This window comes from Rhizobium sp. YTU87027 (assembly GCF_050644135.1).
Taxonomy (GTDB): Bacteria; Pseudomonadota; Alphaproteobacteria; order Rhizobiales; family Rhizobiaceae; genus Rhizobium.
The window spans coordinates 405,211-422,632 of the sequence record NZ_CP098443.1; the positions used below are offsets into that span (position 1 = coordinate 405,211).

General features: G+C 58.6%; 18 protein-coding genes. 13 read left to right on the forward strand and 5 right to left on the reverse strand.

Features of this window, described 5'->3' with window-relative positions; translation table 11 throughout:
• Positions 1-2 precede the first annotated feature (2 nt).
• The 5 genes from NBG89_RS32455 (at position 3) to NBG89_RS32475 (ending at position 4,809) form a co-directional block, all read left to right on the forward strand.
• Positions 3-890: an FAD binding domain-containing protein gene (locus tag NBG89_RS32455; RefSeq protein WP_431324708.1), complete on the forward strand. Its 888-nt coding sequence runs from the start codon at positions 3-5 to the stop codon at positions 888-890.
• Complete coding sequence (locus tag NBG89_RS32460; protein ID WP_431324709.1) at positions 883-1,362, forward strand: (2Fe-2S)-binding protein; 480 nt, start codon at positions 883-885, stop codon at positions 1,360-1,362. Before NBG89_RS32455 ends, NBG89_RS32460 begins: the two co-directional genes overlap by 8 nt.
• Entirely contained in the window at positions 1,359-2,120 is a 762-nt protein-coding gene (locus tag NBG89_RS32465; RefSeq protein WP_431324710.1) for an N-acyl homoserine lactonase family protein, read from the forward strand. Before NBG89_RS32460 ends, NBG89_RS32465 begins: the two co-directional genes overlap by 4 nt.
• Positions 2,117-4,513, forward strand: a complete 2,397-nt coding sequence (locus tag NBG89_RS32470; RefSeq protein WP_431324711.1) for a xanthine dehydrogenase family protein molybdopterin-binding subunit — start codon at positions 2,117-2,119, stop codon at positions 4,511-4,513. Before NBG89_RS32465 ends, NBG89_RS32470 begins: the two co-directional genes overlap by 4 nt.
• 164 nt (positions 4,514-4,677) lie before the next feature.
• On the forward strand, positions 4,678-4,809 hold the full coding sequence (locus tag NBG89_RS32475) for a hypothetical protein (protein WP_431324712.1): 132 nt from the start codon (positions 4,678-4,680) through the stop codon (positions 4,807-4,809).
• Positions 4,810-4,927: 118 nt separating this feature from the next.
• Here the strand turns inward: NBG89_RS32475 and NBG89_RS32480 are convergent, their stop codons facing one another.
• The 4 genes from NBG89_RS32480 to NBG89_RS32495 are packed head-to-tail and all read right to left on the reverse strand — an operon-like array spanning position 4,928 to position 8,282.
• Positions 4,928-5,899, reverse strand: coding sequence for a branched-chain amino acid ABC transporter permease (locus NBG89_RS32480; RefSeq protein ID WP_431324713.1), 972 nt, complete (start codon positions 5,897-5,899; stop codon positions 4,928-4,930).
• Between the two features lie 2 nt (positions 5,900-5,901).
• A complete protein-coding gene (locus tag NBG89_RS32485; RefSeq protein WP_431324714.1) occupies positions 5,902-6,789 on the reverse strand; it encodes a branched-chain amino acid ABC transporter permease in 888 nt (295 codons plus the stop codon).
• A 34-nt stretch (positions 6,790-6,823) separates the two neighbouring features.
• The gene (locus NBG89_RS32490) at positions 6,824-7,531 is read right to left on the reverse strand and encodes an ABC transporter ATP-binding protein (RefSeq protein ID WP_431324715.1); all 708 of its coding nucleotides are present in this window, start codon (positions 7,529-7,531) and stop codon (positions 6,824-6,826) included.
• Complete coding sequence (locus NBG89_RS32495) at positions 7,524-8,282, reverse strand: ABC transporter ATP-binding protein (protein ID WP_431324716.1); 759 nt, start codon at positions 8,280-8,282, stop codon at positions 7,524-7,526. The genes NBG89_RS32490 and NBG89_RS32495 overlap by 8 nt, the downstream gene beginning before the upstream one ends.
• 271 nt (positions 8,283-8,553) lie before the next feature.
• On the opposite strand from NBG89_RS32495, the gene NBG89_RS32500 reads away from it, so the two are divergent.
• The 8 genes from NBG89_RS32500 to NBG89_RS32535 all read left to right on the forward strand — a co-directional run bounded on the left by NBG89_RS32500 (position 8,554) and on the right by NBG89_RS32535 (position 16,651).
• A complete protein-coding gene (locus NBG89_RS32500) occupies positions 8,554-9,762 on the forward strand; it encodes an ABC transporter substrate-binding protein (RefSeq protein ID WP_431324960.1) in 1,209 nt (402 codons plus the stop codon).
• A gap of 87 nt (positions 9,763-9,849) precedes the next feature.
• Positions 9,850-10,617, forward strand: a complete 768-nt coding sequence (locus NBG89_RS32505) for an enoyl-CoA hydratase-related protein (protein WP_431324717.1) — start codon at positions 9,850-9,852, stop codon at positions 10,615-10,617.
• 77 nt (positions 10,618-10,694) lie between these two features.
• Positions 10,695-11,450 (forward strand): SDR family NAD(P)-dependent oxidoreductase, encoded by a 756-nt coding sequence (locus NBG89_RS32510; RefSeq protein ID WP_431324718.1) that lies wholly within the window; start codon positions 10,695-10,697, stop codon positions 11,448-11,450.
• 22 nt (positions 11,451-11,472) lie between these two features.
• Positions 11,473-13,005, forward strand: a complete 1,533-nt coding sequence (locus NBG89_RS32515) for a class I adenylate-forming enzyme family protein (RefSeq protein WP_431324719.1) — start codon at positions 11,473-11,475, stop codon at positions 13,003-13,005.
• A gap of 26 nt (positions 13,006-13,031) precedes the next feature.
• Positions 13,032-14,192: an iron-containing alcohol dehydrogenase gene (locus tag NBG89_RS32520; RefSeq protein WP_431324720.1), complete on the forward strand. Its 1,161-nt coding sequence runs from the start codon at positions 13,032-13,034 to the stop codon at positions 14,190-14,192.
• Positions 14,192-14,635 carry an acyl-CoA thioesterase gene (locus NBG89_RS32525; protein ID WP_431324721.1) on the forward strand — a complete coding sequence of 148 codons (444 nt, stop codon included), beginning with the start codon at positions 14,192-14,194 and terminating at the stop codon, positions 14,633-14,635. Before NBG89_RS32520 ends, NBG89_RS32525 begins: the two co-directional genes overlap by 1 nt.
• A 25-nt stretch (positions 14,636-14,660) precedes the next feature.
• Positions 14,661-16,118: an NADP-dependent succinate-semialdehyde dehydrogenase gene (gene gabD, locus NBG89_RS32530; RefSeq protein WP_431324722.1), complete on the forward strand. Its 1,458-nt coding sequence runs from the start codon at positions 14,661-14,663 to the stop codon at positions 16,116-16,118.
• A gap of 254 nt (positions 16,119-16,372) precedes the next feature.
• On the forward strand, positions 16,373-16,651 hold the full coding sequence (locus NBG89_RS32535; RefSeq protein ID WP_431324723.1) for a hypothetical protein: 279 nt from the start codon (positions 16,373-16,375) through the stop codon (positions 16,649-16,651).
• Positions 16,652-16,708: 57 nt separating this feature from the next.
• Here the strand turns inward: NBG89_RS32535 and NBG89_RS32540 are convergent, their stop codons facing one another.
• Entirely contained in the window at positions 16,709-17,233 is a 525-nt protein-coding gene (locus tag NBG89_RS32540) for a dimethylsulfonioproprionate lyase family protein (RefSeq protein ID WP_431324724.1), read from the reverse strand.
• Between the last annotated feature and the right edge of the window lie 189 nt (positions 17,234-17,422).

A 17,422-nucleotide genomic window follows, 5' to 3' on the forward strand; every position in this document is an offset into this window, starting at 1 on the left:
GCATGAAGCCTTCACCATTCGATTACTTTGCCGCCCATACGGTTGCGGAAGCCGCCGAGGCGCTTGCCGCGGCGAACGGAGACGGCAAGATCATCGCCGGCGGCCAAAGTCTCATGCCCATGATCAACTTCCGTCTGGTCAAGCCGACGATCCTGATCGACATCAACCGGATAGCCGGGCTCGACCGTATCGAGCTGAACGGAAGCCGGCTGAAGATCGGCGCGACTGTACGGCACTACATGACCGCTACGAATAGTCTCATCGAAAGGCATGTCCCAATCCTCCACGACGTCATGCACCATGTCGCGCACATGACCGTTCGCAATCGAGGCACGTTTTGTGGAAGTGTGTGCCATGCCGATCCTGCGGCCGAGATGCCGATGATGACGCTTCTCCTCGATGGCACAATCATCGCTATGTCTGTTCGCGGCGAACGGCAGATACCCACCTCCGAATTTTTTACCGGCTCGCTGATGAATGCGCTGGAACCCGACGAACTCGTCACCGCCGTCGAGATCGACACGCTTTCGCCCGACACCGGCTGGGGCTTTGAGGAGTTTTCCAAACGTCACGGGGACTTTGCACTCGCATGCGTTGCAACGACGATGCGTATCGTTGGCGGCGTAGCGAGCGAGGTACGCTTCGGCATGATGGGTGTCGGCGAGACACCCCTACGCCTGGTCGAGATTCAGGAACTTGTCGAAGGCAATGCGCTCTCCGATGCGGTTCTGGACCGGGTTGCAGAGACCCTGAGCACGATTCTGACCCCCAACACGGATATACATGCATCAGCCGATTACCGCCGGCATCTGGCCGGCGCACTTGCGAGACGCGCATTGCGGGATGCCTGGAAGCGCGCGGAACTCTGCGGAGGACGAGTTCATGGATAGGAAAACGATCACCCTCGAAGTTAACGGGCTAAGTTACACGCGGTCGATCGAACCGCGCATGTTGCTCAGCGACTTCCTGCGTCAGGAACTGGCCCTGACCGGAACGCATGTCGGTTGTGAGCACGGCGTCTGCGGCGCCTGCACGATCATTCTTGATGGCAGGAGTGCGAGGTCATGCCTGGCGCTCGCGGTTCAAGCCGACGGCATGCAGATCGAGACCGTCGAGGGGCAGGGCAGTATCAACAATCTCGGTCGCGTGCAGGAAGCATTCCGGCAGCACCACGGCCTGCAATGCGGCTTCTGCACGCCCGGCTTTATCATGGCGATCACCGACCTATTGCGCCACCACCCGCTCGAAACGGACGACCAGATCCGCGAGGCGCTCTCCGGAAATATCTGTCGCTGCACAGGATACGAGCACATTGTCAATGCCGTTCGGGAACTGGCTAAGGAAAGGGGACCCCTGAAATGAGGATGCATTTTCTCGATGGTGGTCGCCTGCGCATGCGCCGCTCCATTTTCGTCTCAGGAGCGCCTAAGGAAGAGACGATCGAACTACCCGTTCACGCGACGCTTATAAAGCATCCCTCGGGGAACGTTCTTTTCGACAGTGGCTGTAATCCCGAAGCCGCGACCGATCCTCAGGGGCGCTGGGGTGGCCTGAGCAAGGTGATGACCCCGATTTTCACCGCCGAGCAAACGGTCGTCACGCAGCTCAAGCGTCTTCAACTGGCAGCCGATGATATCGACCTCGTTGTCTGCTCGCACCTGCATCCCGATCACTGCGGCTGCAATTCCTATTTCCACCGGGCGACGATCCTCTGCCATGAAGCGGAGGTCGCGGCGGCGCGCGCCGACGGCGCCGAAAACCAGGGTTATCTGTCGAAGGAATGGGACCAGCCCCAGGGGTTTCAGACGTTCAATGCCGAGCACGATGTGTATGGTGACGGGCGGATCGTTCTTCTTCCCATGCCCGGACATACGCCTGGAATGAGTGTCGCCCGCCTATCTCTGCGGAAGGATGGCGCTTTCGTTCTGGCCTCCGATGCCGCTCCCCTGCAAATGAATATCGAACAGGGTGTGGCTCCCAAAAACACCTGGAACATGGATCTCGCTGCCAAGGCGCTCGCGGAACTGAAGGCGCTCCGGGATAAAGGTGACACCATTGTATCCGGGCACGACGACATGCAATGGCAGGCATTGCGCAAGGGCGCGGAGTACTATGAATGAGCAAGGGCGATCATTCCGTTGAACTTCGTCCTAAGCTAGTTGGCAAGCGGGTCAAGCGCACCGAGGATCCCCGGCTACTTACTGGCATCGGGCAATATGTGGATGACATGGCGCCGGCTGGAATGCTGCATGTCGCGTTGCGGCGCTCGGATCAGCCTCACGCTCGCATTCTAAGCATCGATGTCGGTGATGCCTTCTCGGTTCCCGGTGTTGTTGCAATCTATGACGCGACCGATCTCGAAGGCGAGATCAATCCGGCGATCCCGACTTCGCGCATGCCCGGATATTACGCAACACCGATCTGGCCGCTGGCCCGCGGGAAGGTACGGTATGTCGGCGAACCGGTGGTCGCGGTCGTTGCTGAAAACCGCTATGCAGCGGAGGACGCGCTCGAACACATCAGCATCGAGTACGAATCTCTGCCCTTTGCGATAAGGCAGGTGGACGCGGTCAAGGACGATGCACCGCTTCTTCACGAGGAGGCCGGGACGAACACGATCATTCGACGCGAGTTCAAGCGAGGTGACGTCGATGCGGCCTTTGAAGGAGCGGCCGTCACCGTCAAGGGCCGTTTCCGGATGACCCGTAAAACAGCGGTCGCGATGGAGAACAGGTCCTATCTTGCCGAGTGGGACAGCCGAAAGCAGTCGCTCACCCTCTACACGTCGTCCAACATTCCCGGTGTCATACGCGACGTTCTGTCCGGCTGTCTCAGCCTGACAGGCACCCGGTTGCGCGTCGTTGCTCCGGATGTCGGCGGAAGTTTCGGGGGCAAGGGATCGCTTTATGGCGAGGAAATGCTCGTGTGCGCCCTTTCTCGTAAGCTGAAACGCCCGATCAAATTCATCAGCGACCGTCTTGAAGATCTTTCCACAACGAGCCAGGCATTCGACGAACTGATCGAAGCCGAGTTGGCGGTTACGAAGGAGGGAACGCTGATCGGGCTGCGTGCGGACGTCATCGGCGATGTCGGTGCCTATTCGATCTACCCGTGGACCGCGGCGCTGGAAACCGTGCAGGTGGTCAGCTTCCTGCCCGGGCCTTACAGAATGGAGCATTACCGAGGGCGCATCAGAGGCGTGCTGACGCCGAAACCGCCCACAGGACCTTATCGGGGAGTTGGACGGCCATCCTCGACGTTTGCGATGGAACGCCTGATAGAGATGGCCGCACAAAAACTAGGCATGGATCCGGTCGAGTTTCGCAGAAGAAACCTCCTCCGGGCCGAGGAGTTTCCCTACAGAACCGCTTCTGGCATCATCTGGGACAAATCAGCCTTTCAGGAATGCTTAGAAGGTGCCTGCGCTCACGTCGACTATCCCAATCTCGTCCGCGAACGGGACGAGGCGAGGATGCAAGGTCGGTGGGTCGGGATAGGGCTCGCGAGCTACGCCGAGTTAACGGGCATCGGCTCGCGCATATCCGTCGCCCCTGGCATGCCAATCAATACCGGCACGGAGACCTCGAAGATTGAGATCGACGCTACCGGCGCCATCACGGCAGCCTTCGGCATTTCCTCCCATGGGCAAGGGCTAGAAACTACGCTCGCGCAGGTGATCGTCGACGAGCTTGGCTGCAAGCTCGAGGACATTGAGGTCAAGCACGGCGACAGTTCCCTGGTCCCGATGTCGAGCGGCACCTACGCCAGCCGATCGGCGGTGCTCGGGGGAGGCGCGGCAATCCTTGCGGCCCGAGTCGTTAAGGACAAGGTCTTGCGTGCCGCAGCCTACCTGATGGAGCAGAGCGTCGAAGACCTCGACATCCACGACGGGATCGTCTCCAGCCGCAATTCGAATATCACGATGACGCTGAAGGAGGTCGCGTCCGCCGTCTACACCCAGATGGGCCGCATCCCGCGCGAGCGCCGCGAGGACCTGACTGCGTCGGAAACCTACGATCCTTATCTGGGCACCGCCTGTTCCTCGACGCATCTTGCCATGGTCGAGGTCGACCCGGAAACCTATGGCGTGAAAATCCTGCGATACGTCGTCGCCGAAGATTGCGGCAAGACCATCAATCCGATGATCGTCGATGGACAAGTGCATGGTGCGGTTGCTCAGGGGATAGGCGCAGCACTTCTGGAGGAAATCATCCACGACGACCAGGGGCAGACAGTTGCCGCAAGCCTTGCCGATTACCTCGTCCCCGTTGCCAGCAATGTTCCTAACATCGGTATCGTGCATATCGAAGCGGAGCTGCCCAACAATGTCGGTGGTTTTCGAGGCATGGGCGAAGGGGGGACGATCGGAGCGCCCGCCACCATCGCCAATGCGGTATCCGATGCACTGTCTCATCTGGGTGTTTCCGTGGACACGTTGCCCGTGACACCCGAACGCATCTTCCAGATGCTGCGCAAGCAAAAGGAGAAGAGCCCTGAAGGCAATGCTGCCTGAGGTTTGACGGGTATCGACCGGTACGAGCCAATGGTAGGCCGCCGTCGGGGTTGGGATCGACGGCAATCCGCTGGATCGCAAGAGCCAGCGATGAGGAGCCGACATTACGGCCGCAAGACTGGCGAAGGTCTTCGAGCTTGGATGCGCGCGAGGCATCCGTTGTCGTGATGATTGACGATCGTAAGGCCGTGATGCTCGACGAAATGGTCGAGCGTCTGTTCGTTGAGTGGCAGGTGGGCATCAACCGGAGGGCGCTCGCCAAATACTTCAGAGCCGCAGGATATGATCCGGATTAAGCAGGATCTGCTCTAGCAGTGTCGGTTTAGGCGGGCCGTACCTCCTGCTTCTCTTTCGCTTAGTTTTGTTTAGGCGCGTCCGTGGGTTTGTTTTGCCTGCATAATGATACCTGCCATTTCACCCTTGGCGGCGTTCCCAAAGCGCCTTTAGTTCGCCGAACACCCCCCGCCTGAATGTCATGACGCAAACCACAAAGAACAGCCCGATTATGAAGGTGATGGGCAGGCCGCTGGTTGATAGAAAATGCTCCAATCCGACGACGATGGATGCGCCGACGATCGGACCGATGAGCGTGCCCATGCCGCCCAGCAATGTCATGAGGATGACTTCGCCCGACATATGCCACGTCACGTCAACGAGGGAGGCAAGCTGAAATGCAATAGCCTTAAGTGCACCTGCGAAACCCGAGAGTGCTGCCGACAGCGTGAAGGCAATCAGTTTGTAGCGGTCCGGCTTGAGGCCAAGGGACGTGACGCGGGTTTCGTTTTCGCGAATTGCCGAAAGGATATGGCCGAACGGCGAGTTTACGGCGCGCCAGATGATGAGGAGACCGATCACCGTTCCGCCAAGAACGGTGTAGTACATGGCGGTAGTATTCCGGAGGTCGATGAGACCGAGAAGGTAGCCTCGTGGCACGGCCTGGATGCCGTCCTCACCGCCCGTGAAAGGCATCTGAACGGCCAGGAAATAGATCATCTGCGCAAGGGCCAGTGTGATCATCGCGAAGTATATGCCGTGACGACGAATGGCAAGTGCACCAAAGACGAGGCCGATTGCGGCCGCGAATATCGTCCCGGCAAGCACCGCGAGCTCAAACGGAAGGTGCCAGACCTTCGCAGCCTGAGCCGCGATATAGGCGCCGCCTCCGAAAAAGGCGGCGTGCCCGAACGACAGCAAGCCGGCATATCCGAGCACAAGATTGAACGCCGCCGCAAACAGCACGAAGCACAGGATCTTGATCAGGAAGAGAGGATAAACCACCAGCGGCGCACACAGCATCAGAACGGCGACTATCAGCATTAAGGTATTGCTTCCCGTGCGAAGGAAACTCGTGAGCGGCGTGGAAGTGGAGAGGGGGGCGCTGACCATGATCATGCCTCGCGGTTGAAGAGGCCTGACGGCCGGATAAGGATGACGAGCACCATGATCACGAACACCGCGATCGAAGAGGCCGCGGGATAGAAAGTCTTGGTCAGGCCTTCGGTGATGCCGAGGCCGAGTGCGGTAACGATCGCACCTCCGATCGACCCCATACCGCCGATCACCACGACTGCAAACACGACAATGATGATGCTGGAGCCCATGCCCGGACTCACCTGATAAAGCGGCGCGGCAAGCGCTCCGGCAAAACCGGCCAGCCCCACGCAGGAAGCGTAGGTTAACGTGAGCATCAGCGGTACGTTGATGCCGAAAGCCTGTACCAGGGCAGGGTTCTCAGTGGCCGCTCGCAGATAAGCGCCAAGCTTGGTGCGCTCGATTGCAAACCAGGTCAGAATACAGACCACCAGCGAGACAACGATCACCCAGCCGCGGTACATCGGCAGGAACATGAAGCCGAGATTGATGCCTCCGGTCAGTGACGGGGGCACTGGGTACGGCTTGCCGGCGGAACCGAATAGGTGGCGGAACAAACCCTCCACCATCATGGCAATGCCGAATGTCAGAAGCAGGCTATAAAGGTGGTCCATCCGGTACAGCCGCTTGAGGAGCAGCCGCTCTACGAGCACGCCGAGAGCGCCCACCATGATCGGCGCCACGATGAGAGTGGTCCAGTAGTCCAGCCCCAACTGAGAAAGAAGGAACCACGCAGCAAAACCCCCGAGCATGTAGAAGGCGCCGTGCGCAAAGTTGATTACGTTCAACATACCGAAGATGATCGCCAGACCAAGGCTCAGAAGTGCATAGAATGAACCGTTGATCAGGCCAAGCAGTAGTTGGCCGAGAAGGACGGAAGCCGGAACGCCGAAAATTTCAGTCATCGGTTTCTACCTGTTTGAAAAGATGTGCCATGGCTTACACTCCGAGATAGCGGTTCAGCCGTTCCATGTTGGCATCGAGGACGTTGTTGGAAATTTCATCGACCACCTTGCCTTGATCGAGGACGAAGTGACGATCGGCGACAGAGGCCGCAAAACGCAGATTCTGCTCGACCAGAATGATTGTCATTCCGCGCTCCTTGAGGATGCGCAGGGCCGCGCCGATCTCCTCGATGATCACGGGCGCGATCCCTTCCGTCGGTTCGTCGAGTAAAATGAAGTCGGCGCCGGTTCGCAGAATTCGACCGATCGCCAACATCTGTTGTTCGCCACCGGACAGGCGCGTGCCGGGAGTATGGTCGCGTCCCTTCAGATTGGGGAACAGGTTATAGATCTCGTCGATCTCCATGCCGCCGCTTTGCCAGGCGGGCGGGAACATCAGGTTCTCGATAACGCTCAGTGTCGAAAAGATCCCTCGCTCTTCCGGGACATAGCCGATCCCGAGACGCGCGACCTTATGGGGCGCGACGTTCAAAAGATCCACACCCTTGTAAACGCTCGTACCGCGCCGCTTGCCGACCACTCCGATCAGACTGCGCAGCGTCGTCGTTTTGCCGGCGCCATTGCGGCCGATCAATGTGACGACTTCGCCTTTGCGGACGTCGAAGGTGACGCCATGCAGGACATGACTCTCGCCATACCAGGCTTCAAGATTATTCACACTGAGGAGCCGGGCTTCAGCCATGTGCCCCTCCTAGATACGCTTTCTGGACTTCGCTGTCTGATGACACGTCGGAATAGCTGCCCTCGGCAATGACCTCGCCGCGCCGCAATACGGTAATCGTGTCGGAAAGATCCGCGACGACACCGAGATTGTGCTCCACCATCAGAACGGTTCGGCCTATTCCGACTGACCGGATCAGGCTCGCGGTCCGCCCGATATCTTCAGTTCCCATGCCCGCCATCGGTTCGTCCAGAAGCAGAACTTCCGGATCGAGTGCCAGCGTCGTCGCCAGTTCCAACGCCCGTTTCCGGCCGTAGGATAGTTCGCTCGCCTTTGCTCGGGCACGGTCCGCCAAACCAACACTCTCCAGCAGGTTCATTGCTTCGTCGTTGAAGCGCTGAAGGTTCTTGTTTGACCTCCAGAAGGCGAAGGTCTCACGTTCGCGCGCCTGCAGGGCGACGCGAACATTCTCGTACGCGCTGAGATGCGGGAACACGGACGAAATCTGGAATGATCGGACGAGACCAAGCCGGGCGATGTCTGCGGGCGCCATCTGCGTTACGTCGCGATCCTTGAAGATGATGCTTCCGCCGCTCGGGGTCAGAAACTTGGTCAAGAGATTGAACAGCGTGCTTTTGCCTGCCCCGTTGGGGCCGATCAACGCATGAATGGTCCCGGAACGAACCTTAAGGTTGACGTTCTTGACAGCGACAAAGCCGCCGAACACGCGCGTCAATTCGCGCGCCTCGATGATGGGTGCGGTGTCCGGCACGAGTCCTCCCTACCGGCTTAATTTTGTTCCTCCCACGGACGCCCAAGAGGCGAGCCGCGTCCTTCGTCTCTTTCGCGAAGGTAAAATCATAAAAACACACTAAGTCTAATAATGCAAGCTTGCATATCGGTAAAGTTTCTGCTTACGATAAACACCCTACGCTGATGCAGCGCATATCATAGCAGTGATGCACTGCATCTAGGTATGATAACGCAAGTGAAAGTATGGCGCCCGGGAGGAGCCTGGGCGCCGGCAATCGGGAGGATTGATGATGAAATCGATAAGGATGTTACTGTCTTGCGTTGCCGCGTTCGCCGCTGTCGCGGCATCAGCTGCAGCCGAGGATGCTGGGCCTGTTCGAGTAGGGGTGCTCACGGACATCAGCGGCCAGTTCTCACATGAGGCGGGAGAGGGGGCGATCGCGGCCGTGAAGATGGCTGTCGAGGACTTCGGCGGCAAGGTTCTTGACCGCCCGGTCGAAGTCATTGTTGCGGATCACCAGAACAAGCCGGAAGTTGCCGTTTCGACAGCCCGAGAATGGTATGAATCGCAGGGCGTCACGATGATCAACAACCTGATCAATTCCGGCATCGCACTCGCTGTAACGCAGGTCGCAAAAGACGAGAACAAGATTGCGATTGTCAACGGCTCGGGAACGTCGCGCCTCACGAACGATAGTTGCACACCGAACAGCATTCATTACGCGTACGACACCTATGCGCTGGCAAACGGCACTGCCAACGAACTGATACGGCAAGGGTTGAAGAACTGGTTCTTCCTGACGGCGGACTATGCCTTCGGTCACGCACTGGAGGCCGACGCGACGCAGATCGTCAAGGCCAATGGGGGAGAGGTTTCCGGCGCCGTGCGCTATCCCATCGAAACCTCTGACCACAGTGCTTTCATGCTTCAGGCGCAAGCGTCGCCGGCACAAGTAGTGGCGATGGCGGGATCGGGTACAACTTTCATCAACGCGGTCAAGTCAGCTGCGGAATTCGGTCTCACTTCGTCTGGCAAGACGGTTGCCGGCCTTTTGGTCTGGGACACCGATGTGCACTCGCTCGGTCTTGAAACCGCACAGGGCATGATCCTCACCAACGCCTTCTATTGGGATCGTGACGATGAGACGCGAGCATTTGCAAAGAGGTTCGAGGCACGCGTCGGCCGTCCGCCGCATATGGGCGACGCCGGCGATTATTCCTCCACCATGCACTATCTGAAGGCCGTCCAGGCGGCAGGAACGACGGACACCACACAGGTCATGGCGAAGATGAGGGAAACGCCGATCAACGACTTCTTCGCCAAGAACGGCAAGATCCGCGAAGACGGCCGCATGGTCCACGACATGTACGTCTATCAGGTCAAGGCACCGGGCGAATCCAAGGGTGAATGGGACCTGTTGAAGCTGGTCACCACCATCCCCGGCGACAAGGCTTTCCGGCCGTTGTCCGAAAGCAAGTGCCCGCTCGTCAAGAACTAAGACCTCGGGGCGCCCGCCGGGCGCCCATCCGCGAAAGACCGGAAAGCTCGCAACCGCAGGTTTTTGGAGCGCAAGTGTGAGTAGGCCATGAGTGAAATTCTCGTTCAGAACGTCGATGGCGTCGCGACCGTTACGTTGAACCGCCCACAGCAACGCAATGCCGTCACCTATGACATGTGGCGGCGATTGGCGGACATCTTCACGGAGTTTGATCGCGATCCCCAGGTCCGTTCCATCATCCTGACAGGGGCGGGCGACGATTTCTCCGCCGGTGCGGATATCAGTGAATTCGACAAGGTCCGCGAAGGGGCAGGTGAGAGCAAACGATACGAAGTTGCAGTCGATGGGGCAGGCGACGCGATCTATGCAGTCTCCAAGCCAACGATTGCCGCCTTGCAGGGCTACTGCCTCGGAGGCGCGGCGCATCTTGCCATGTCCTGTGATTTCCGGATCGCCGCGCGCAGCGCTGTATTCGGCATTCCCGCGGCGCGCCTTTCGATCGTTTACGGAGTCTCCGCGACACGCAAACTCTTTTCGCTGGTCGGCGTGACCGCTGCCAAGCGGATCCTCTACACCGGCAGGCGTTTCAAAGCCGACGAAGCAATTGATATCGGCTTCATAGATGGCGTTGCGGATGAATCCTTGGCCGCCGCTTACGATCTTGCGGCCGAGATGGCGGAAAACGCGCCGCTCACGATCAAGGGGGCAAAGTTTATCTTGAACGGATGCGCTCGCGGCCAGCTCGACCCGGAGGCTGCCGAGCAGCTGATCGATGAGGCCAGCGCGAGCCTCGACTACATCGAGGGCCGGAAAGCTTTCAAGGAGAAGCGCCCGCCACGTTTCCTCGGAAAATAACGATGGCGATCTGGCGTGCCGGAACGCGTCCAAATTCGCTGCCACGGCAGCCTGTCAATATATCAAGGAGAATTGCAATGAAGACTAATTTGAACGGAAAGATCGCGCTGGTGACCGGCGGTGGCCGCGATGTGGGCGGTGACATCGCTCGCACTCTTGCAGCCGAGGGCGCCATTGTTGCGGTCAACTATAGCCGTTCGGAGGGCGAGGCCGAAGCCGTCGTCGCGTCGATCAAGGCCGCTGGCGGAAAGGCGAAGGCTTATCAGGCCGATATCAGCGACAATGGCCAGGTGAAGGCGATGGTCGCGGCCGTCAAGAGCGATTTCGGGACGATCGACATTCTCGTGAACAATGCCGGCTACGTCAAATATCAGCGGTTTATTGAATCGACTCCTGAGGACTGGAAAAAGCAGATTGACGTTTGCCTCTACGGGGCGATCAATTGCTGCCATGCAGTGGCGCCATTGATGATCGGGCAAAACGCGGGTCGCATCATCAACCTCGTCGGCGACAGCTCTCGCATCGGCGAAGCCAACCTCGCCCTCGCAGCGGCTGCGCGCGGTGGTACGATCGCGCTCGGCAAATCGCTTGCTCGCGAGTTCGGCCGTAACAACATTACGGTCAATACGGTTTCGCTCGGTCTGATCGAGACGTCCCATTCGGATCCCGTGTTTCTCGAGAAGAACCGCGAGAAGATCGTAAAGGCATATCCGTTGCGTCGCATCGGCAAGCCGGATGACGTCGCACCCATGGTGACTTTCCTCGCCTCGGACGCTTCTTCGTGGGTTACCGGCCAAGTGATCAGCGTCAACGGCGGCTTCTGCATGGTCTAACGGAAAGGCGGGAGGACAAGTCATGATACGTTTCGAGCTTATTGCACCCGTCGGAGAGATTCTCCGACGGAACGCTCGCCTGCACCCGGACAAACTGGCGTTCGAGGACAAAAGGCGTGCAGTTTCTTATCGGGATCTCGATGTTGAGACGCAGGGCCTGGCAACTAGACTCGCCACGTTGGGCCTCAAGACGGGGCAGGCGGTGGTGATCTTCCTGCCCAATTCGGTCAACTGGGTCGTAGCCTGCCTCGCGGTCGTAAGGGCGGGAGGCATCGCTGTCGCGGTCAGCATCGAGTCGACCGAGGCCGAACTCAGCTACCGTCTCACCGACGCGGAATGCGCGGTGCTGATAACGACGCCGGAAAAACGGCCGATGGCGGAAGCTTTGCTGCAGCGCCTCGAACAACCGACCGTACTGATCACCACCGATGACGAGACTGGTCTCGGGCGCCCGCAACAGACAGCGGGATTCACATTCGAGGACGACCAGGACATCGATCGGCCAGCATACATCGTCTACACCTCAGGAACCACAGGCCAGCCAAAGGGCGTACTCCTCTCGACGCGCTCCATGCTGTGGGTCACGGCCGCATGCTGGGCGCCGATCGCCGGACTGAACGAAGATGACGTCGTTCTCAACACCCTGCCTCTTTATCATTCCTACGCCCTGAACATCGCGGTTCTTTCCATCATCGCCACCGGCGCCAGCGAATATATCATGGAGAAGTTTTCGACTTCCCAGGCGACTGAACTGCTTCGGACCAAGCGCTTCACGTTCATGCCGGGGGTGCCTACCGTCTTTCACTATTTCCTGTCGGCCTGCCAGACGAGCGGCGAGAAGCTGCTTTCATCGGTTCGGCTCTGCGTCTCCGCCGGGGCCATTATGCCCGGTACGCTGAACAGCGACTTCGAAGCATTCTTCGCCGTTCCCTTGCTGGATGGTTACGGGATCACCGAAACATCGACGATGGTCACCATGAACTGGCCCGGCAAGTGGCGCGTTCCTGGCTCATGCGGATTACCGGTTCCCGGTTTGACCGTCCGGCTGGTCGATCCGAAAACCGGGCTGGATGTACCGATGGGTATCGAGGGAGAATTGATTTGCAGGGGGCCGAACCTGATGCAGGGCTATCACAACAAACCTCACGAGACCCAAAAAGCCATCGTTGACGGATGGTATCACACCGGAGATCTCGCAAGATCCGACCAGAACGGGTTCCTCACCATCACAGGTCGCCTCAAGGAGTTGATCATCCGTGGCGGGCAGAACATCGCACCGGCGGAAGTGGAAGAAACGATCCTATTGCTCCATGAAACGGTCATGGATTGTGCAGTGATCGGCATGCCGCACACCATGCTGGGGGAAGTCCCTGTTGCTTGCGTCGTGCTCAGGGACGCTCAGGGCTTTGATGAGGAGGTTTTGATCGGTCACTGCCGGGATCGCCTGTCTGCCTACAAGGTCCCGGACCGTGTCTATGTCGTAGAGGAAATCCCACGCACCGGATCCGGGAAAATCCTCCGTGTCAAACTTCGCGAGAGCCTTCCCGCCGCCTGACGCAGAAATATTCATTGGAGACCTTCATGTATCCTTTTGTCTTTAGCACGACCAGCCAGATCGTTTTCAGACCAGGCGCTTCTGCGGAGATTGGCGGCCTCGTAAAAAGGACGCTTGGAGACCGCGTTCTTTTTGTCAGCGATCCCGGTTTGCGTAAGCTCGGCCTTTGCGGGCCCGCTCTGAAGTCCCTGGCGGACGCGGGAATTCGCACCACCATCTTTGACGGAGTCGAGGCCGACCCGTCGCTGGCGACTGTCCTGGCAGCAACCGAGGCGGCAAAGGCCGACGGCGTGACCGGAGTAGTCGGATTTGGTGGCGGATCCTCGCTGGACGTCGCGAAAGTGGTGGCGCTCTTGTGTGGTTCCGGTGAGGACATCGACGGGGCATGGGGCGTCGGGAATGCAAAAGGACCGCGTCTCCCGTTAGTTCTTGTGCCGACGACGGCTGGAACCGGCTCCGAAGTGACGCCCGTGTCCATCATCACGGTCGGCGGAGATGAAAAACGGGGGGTTTCGTCGCCAATCATCCTGCCCGACATCGCCATCCTCGATGCGGATCTGACACTCGGCCTGCCCGCGGCGATCACGGCTGCCACCGGCGTCGATGCGATGGTCCATGCCATCGAGGCCTATGCATCCAGGAACGCCAACAACAATCCCCTGTCCAAAATGCTTGCGCGGCAGGCGCTTCAGCTATTGGGGGCAAATATCGAAAAGGCGGTCTTCGACGGAAAGGATCGTGCTGCACGCGGCGCGATGCTTCTCGGTTCGATGCTGGCCGGGCAGGCCTTCGCCAATTCACCGGTCGCAGCCGTGCATGCACTCGCCTATCCGATCGGGGGCACGTTTCATGTCCCCCATGGGCTTTCGAACGCCCTCGTACTGCCGCACGTCTTGCGCTTCAACGCGCCAGACGCGGCCTCCATCTATGCTGAAATCGCCGCCGATGCCTTCCCGGATCTGTCCTCCGAACAGGGGGATCACGGGCGTTGTGCCGCCTTCATCGAGCGACTTGCCAAACTTTCGGCGAAGCTTGGACTGCAGCCCCGGCTGCGGGATGTCGGGATCGGTGAGGAATACCTGGCCGACATGGCGCGCGACGCCATGAAGCAGACCAGGCTGCTCGTGAACAATCCGCGCAACGTGAGCGAGGCGGATGCGCTCGCGATCTACAAGGCGGCCTGGTGATGATAGAGCGCACAGGGCCGGGCACGAGATCCGATTATAGGGTGTTCCGGACTGTTGGAACACGTTGGTCGGACAACGATATTTACGGACATATGAACAACGTCGTCCACTACAGCCTGTTCGATACGGCGGTAAACGGCTTCCTGATCGAAAACGCCGTGCTGGACATGAAGGGCGGAGCAGAGATCTTCGTCGTCGTGGAGACGGGTTGCCGTTACCACGCGGAGATGGCCTTTCCCGACGTCGTGACCGCCGGGATCCGTGTCGCGAAACTCGGCAATTCATCCGTTCGCTACGAAATCGGGCTCTTTCGCAATGGGGAGGAGACCGCATCGGCGGAAGGCTTTTTCGTGCATGTGAATGTCGACCGACTGGCCCGGCGTCCCGTTCCCTTTGGCAATTCTGCGAGACGCGTGCTTGAGCCGCTGCTCGCTCTGGCATGATTTTTTTCGATTGAAGGATATCTCAATGGCAGCTCTCAAACTCAACGATCCATTGCTCTTGCGCACGCAATGCTTCATTGGCGGCGAATGGGATGACGCGGAAAGCGGCAATCAGATCGCTGTGACCAATCCGGCTGATGGCTCCGTTGTTGCTTCGGTGCCGAAGATGGGCCGGACTGAGACAAAGCGCGCCATCGAGGCAGCTGAATTCGCACTCGCAGGCTGGAGAGCTCTTTCCAGCAAGCAGCGCGCTGCGATCTTGCGGAAATGGTTTGAGTTGCTGATGCAGAACCAGGATGACCTCGCCGCGATCATGACGGCCGAACAAGGCAAGCCCCTGGCAGAGGCGAAGGGGGAAATTGCCTACGCCGCATCCTACATCGAATGGTTCGGAGAAGAGGCGAAGCGGGTTTATGGCGACACCATCCCCGCCCCGACGGCAGATAAGCGCATCGTCGTCATAAAACAACCGATCGGCGTTTGTGCCGCGATCACTCCATGGAACTTTCCCGCCGCCATGATTACCAGAAAGGCAGGGCCGGCACTTGCGGCAGGCTGCACGATGGTGATCAAACCGGCCAGTCAGACGCCGCTTTCAGCACTGGCGTTGTGCGTTCTGGCCGAGCGCGCCGGCATGCCGAAAGGCGTCCTCTCGTGCGTCACCGGGTCGGCTAGCGAAATCGGCGAGGAACTGACCTCAAATCCGATCGTGCGCAAATTGAGCTTCACCGGTTCGACCGAAATCGGCAAGGTCCTGATGGCGCAGTGTGCCCGCACGGTAAAGCGGACTTCGATGGAGCTTGGCGGCAATGCGCCGTTCATCGTGTTCGACGATGCCGACGTCGAAGCTGCGGTCAAGGGTGCAATCGCATCCAAATATCGCAATGCAGGCCAGACCTGTGTCTGTGCCAATCGCTTCCTTGTCCAGTCCGGCATTCATGACGCGTTTGTGAAACGGTTGTCCGAGGTCGTATCGGAATTGAGCGTGGGCAACGGCTTCGGCGACGGTGTCCAGATCGGGCCGCTGATCGATGACAAGGCCGTCATAAAGGTGGAGGAACTCGTTTCCGACGCGGTCAATCGGGGTGGGCGCGTTGTGACCGGCGGAGCCCGGCATCCGCTTGGATACAGTTTTTATCAACCAACGGTTATCGCCGATGCATCACCGAAGTCGCAGATCTTCACCGAGGAGATTTTCGGACCTGTCGCACCGGTCTTCCGCTTTACGACGGAGGAAGACGCCATCCGCCTAGCAAACGACACCCAGTTTGGTCTCGCGGCCTACTTCTATGGGCGCGATATCTCACGAGTTTGGCGTGTCGCCGAGGCTCTGGACTATGGGATTGTCGGGATCAATGAAGGTCTCATCTCAACCGAAGTCGCGCCCTTCGGCGGCATGAAGGAGAGTGGCAACGGCCGTGAGGGTTCCAAGTACGGCATGGATGACTATCTCGAGATCAAATACATGTGCATGGGGATCTGATCATGGTGAACCTCGTTCTGTTTGGGGCCTCCAGGCGCGGGGAAGGGAGCCCAGGCTGATCTCACGTACCCACAACAATACGGCGGAGCGCGCCATCCCAAATGGTCCTGCGTTCTACTCTGCACATCTCTGGATTTTCGGGGTCTACGAGAACGCCAATTTCGTTCCCGCTGCGAAAGGCCCCTTGTGAACAACTATAGGTATTCACATTCGACCTTTTCCATTTTCTCCCACGCACCTCGTAAACAACGTCGATGAATACGACGCAGATATCGCAGATCATAGTCGACCTTGCGGCGACAATGGTCGCAGAGATTGCCGTCCATCCGGCCAATTTTCTCAGTTCGAGAGCTCTCGAAAGGATTGAAATTGCAACAAGAAGCAAGGCAATGGTAAAGGCCATCATTAGGTATGACATGCATGCATTCTCCTGCTTCGATAGCGATTATCCCAATGGTGGCGCTGGTGGTGATGCGCTACCTATAGTTGCATGTGAGATAATCTATATTATGGAACTGATGAGCCTGTCCTGACTCCCGGTCCGTCTCGAGCACCACTGATCCGTTTTGTTTTCCATCTGGGCGAACACTTTAGAGCCTGGCGTCTTCTACATGGCACCAGATGGCTAGCAGTGGTTCGGACGTGCATCGCATCGCGAACTGCCGTCCCGCCTCGTTGAAAAAGATGGTTCCGGCGTTGGCCCGGAACCAATTACTGAGATCGAAGCAGATCTCGCCGTCGGAGAGCAACAGAAAGACCCGCGAGTGAAACTGAACATGGTCAGGAAAGCGGCTGTATGGGGCCATTAACGTGACACCGACACGCACATCGCTTCGCTCCTCTAGACCTCCCGGTCCAGCCAGAATTGCATGCGCATGCGACTGCTCGAATTTCAGACTGGCGAATGGACCGCTTCGGCTCGAGCGCCAGAGCAGAGTTTCCTTTAGCTCGGCTAGGCTTTCTGCGGCATCGGAGAGATGCGGTAAGGAGGTGCGGATGTTATCTATTGCGCGGGTGAAGTGATCACCCACGTCGAAGCCAGCTTGAAACCCGTCGTTTATTGGTCCGGGCTGCTGGAGCCGCTGGTAGACCTTGCCAGCAACAAAGCTCGCCATGACCGGCGCGTGGGCTGACAGGAGCATGTCGCCAACTGCGTTTAGAACGATCTCCAACGGGCGGGGGCGCGCGCTTCGGTTAAGAGCGGATACCCGCCGTTTTGCAGGTTCGCTTTCGTCATTGAGAAGGAGGTCTTCATATCGTTGGACGGTTGTCGGCACCCGTGGCATAGCTGGCCTTCCTGATTT

What these genes read in the sequence shown, in the direction of transcription:
- NBG89_RS32455 (WP_431324708.1), top strand. Translation starts at nt 3, where the DNA reads ATGAAGCCTTCACCATTCGATTACTTTGCCGCCCATACGGTTGCGGAA.
- NBG89_RS32460 (WP_431324709.1), top strand. Translation starts at nt 883, where the DNA reads ATGGATAGGAAAACGATCACCCTCGAAGTTAACGGGCTAAGTTACACG.
- NBG89_RS32465 (WP_431324710.1), top strand. Translation starts at nt 1,359, where the DNA reads ATGAGGATGCATTTTCTCGATGGTGGTCGCCTGCGCATGCGCCGCTCC.
- NBG89_RS32470 (WP_431324711.1), top strand. Translation starts at nt 2,117, where the DNA reads ATGAGCAAGGGCGATCATTCCGTTGAACTTCGTCCTAAGCTAGTTGGC.
- NBG89_RS32480 (WP_431324713.1), bottom strand. Translation starts at nt 5,899, where the DNA reads ATGGTCAGCGCCCCCCTCTCCACTTCCACGCCGCTCACGAGTTTCCTT.
- NBG89_RS32485 (WP_431324714.1), bottom strand. Translation starts at nt 6,789, where the DNA reads ATGACTGAAATTTTCGGCGTTCCGGCTTCCGTCCTTCTCGGCCAACTA.
- NBG89_RS32490 (WP_431324715.1), bottom strand. Translation starts at nt 7,531, where the DNA reads ATGGCTGAAGCCCGGCTCCTCAGTGTGAATAATCTTGAAGCCTGGTAT.
- NBG89_RS32500 (WP_431324960.1), top strand. Translation starts at nt 8,554, where the DNA reads ATGAAATCGATAAGGATGTTACTGTCTTGCGTTGCCGCGTTCGCCGCT.
- NBG89_RS32505 (WP_431324717.1), top strand. Translation starts at nt 9,850, where the DNA reads ATGAGTGAAATTCTCGTTCAGAACGTCGATGGCGTCGCGACCGTTACG.
- NBG89_RS32510 (WP_431324718.1), top strand. Translation starts at nt 10,695, where the DNA reads ATGAAGACTAATTTGAACGGAAAGATCGCGCTGGTGACCGGCGGTGGC.
- NBG89_RS32515 (WP_431324719.1), top strand. Translation starts at nt 11,473, where the DNA reads ATGATACGTTTCGAGCTTATTGCACCCGTCGGAGAGATTCTCCGACGG.
- NBG89_RS32520 (WP_431324720.1), top strand. Translation starts at nt 13,032, where the DNA reads ATGTATCCTTTTGTCTTTAGCACGACCAGCCAGATCGTTTTCAGACCA.
- NBG89_RS32525 (WP_431324721.1), top strand. Translation starts at nt 14,192, where the DNA reads ATGATAGAGCGCACAGGGCCGGGCACGAGATCCGATTATAGGGTGTTC.
- gabD (WP_431324722.1), top strand. Translation starts at nt 14,661, where the DNA reads ATGGCAGCTCTCAAACTCAACGATCCATTGCTCTTGCGCACGCAATGC.
- NBG89_RS32535 (WP_431324723.1), top strand. Translation starts at nt 16,373, where the DNA reads ATGAATACGACGCAGATATCGCAGATCATAGTCGACCTTGCGGCGACA.
- NBG89_RS32540 (WP_431324724.1), bottom strand. Translation starts at nt 17,233, where the DNA reads ATGGCGAGCTTTGTTGCTGGCAAGGTCTACCAGCGGCTCCAGCAGCCC.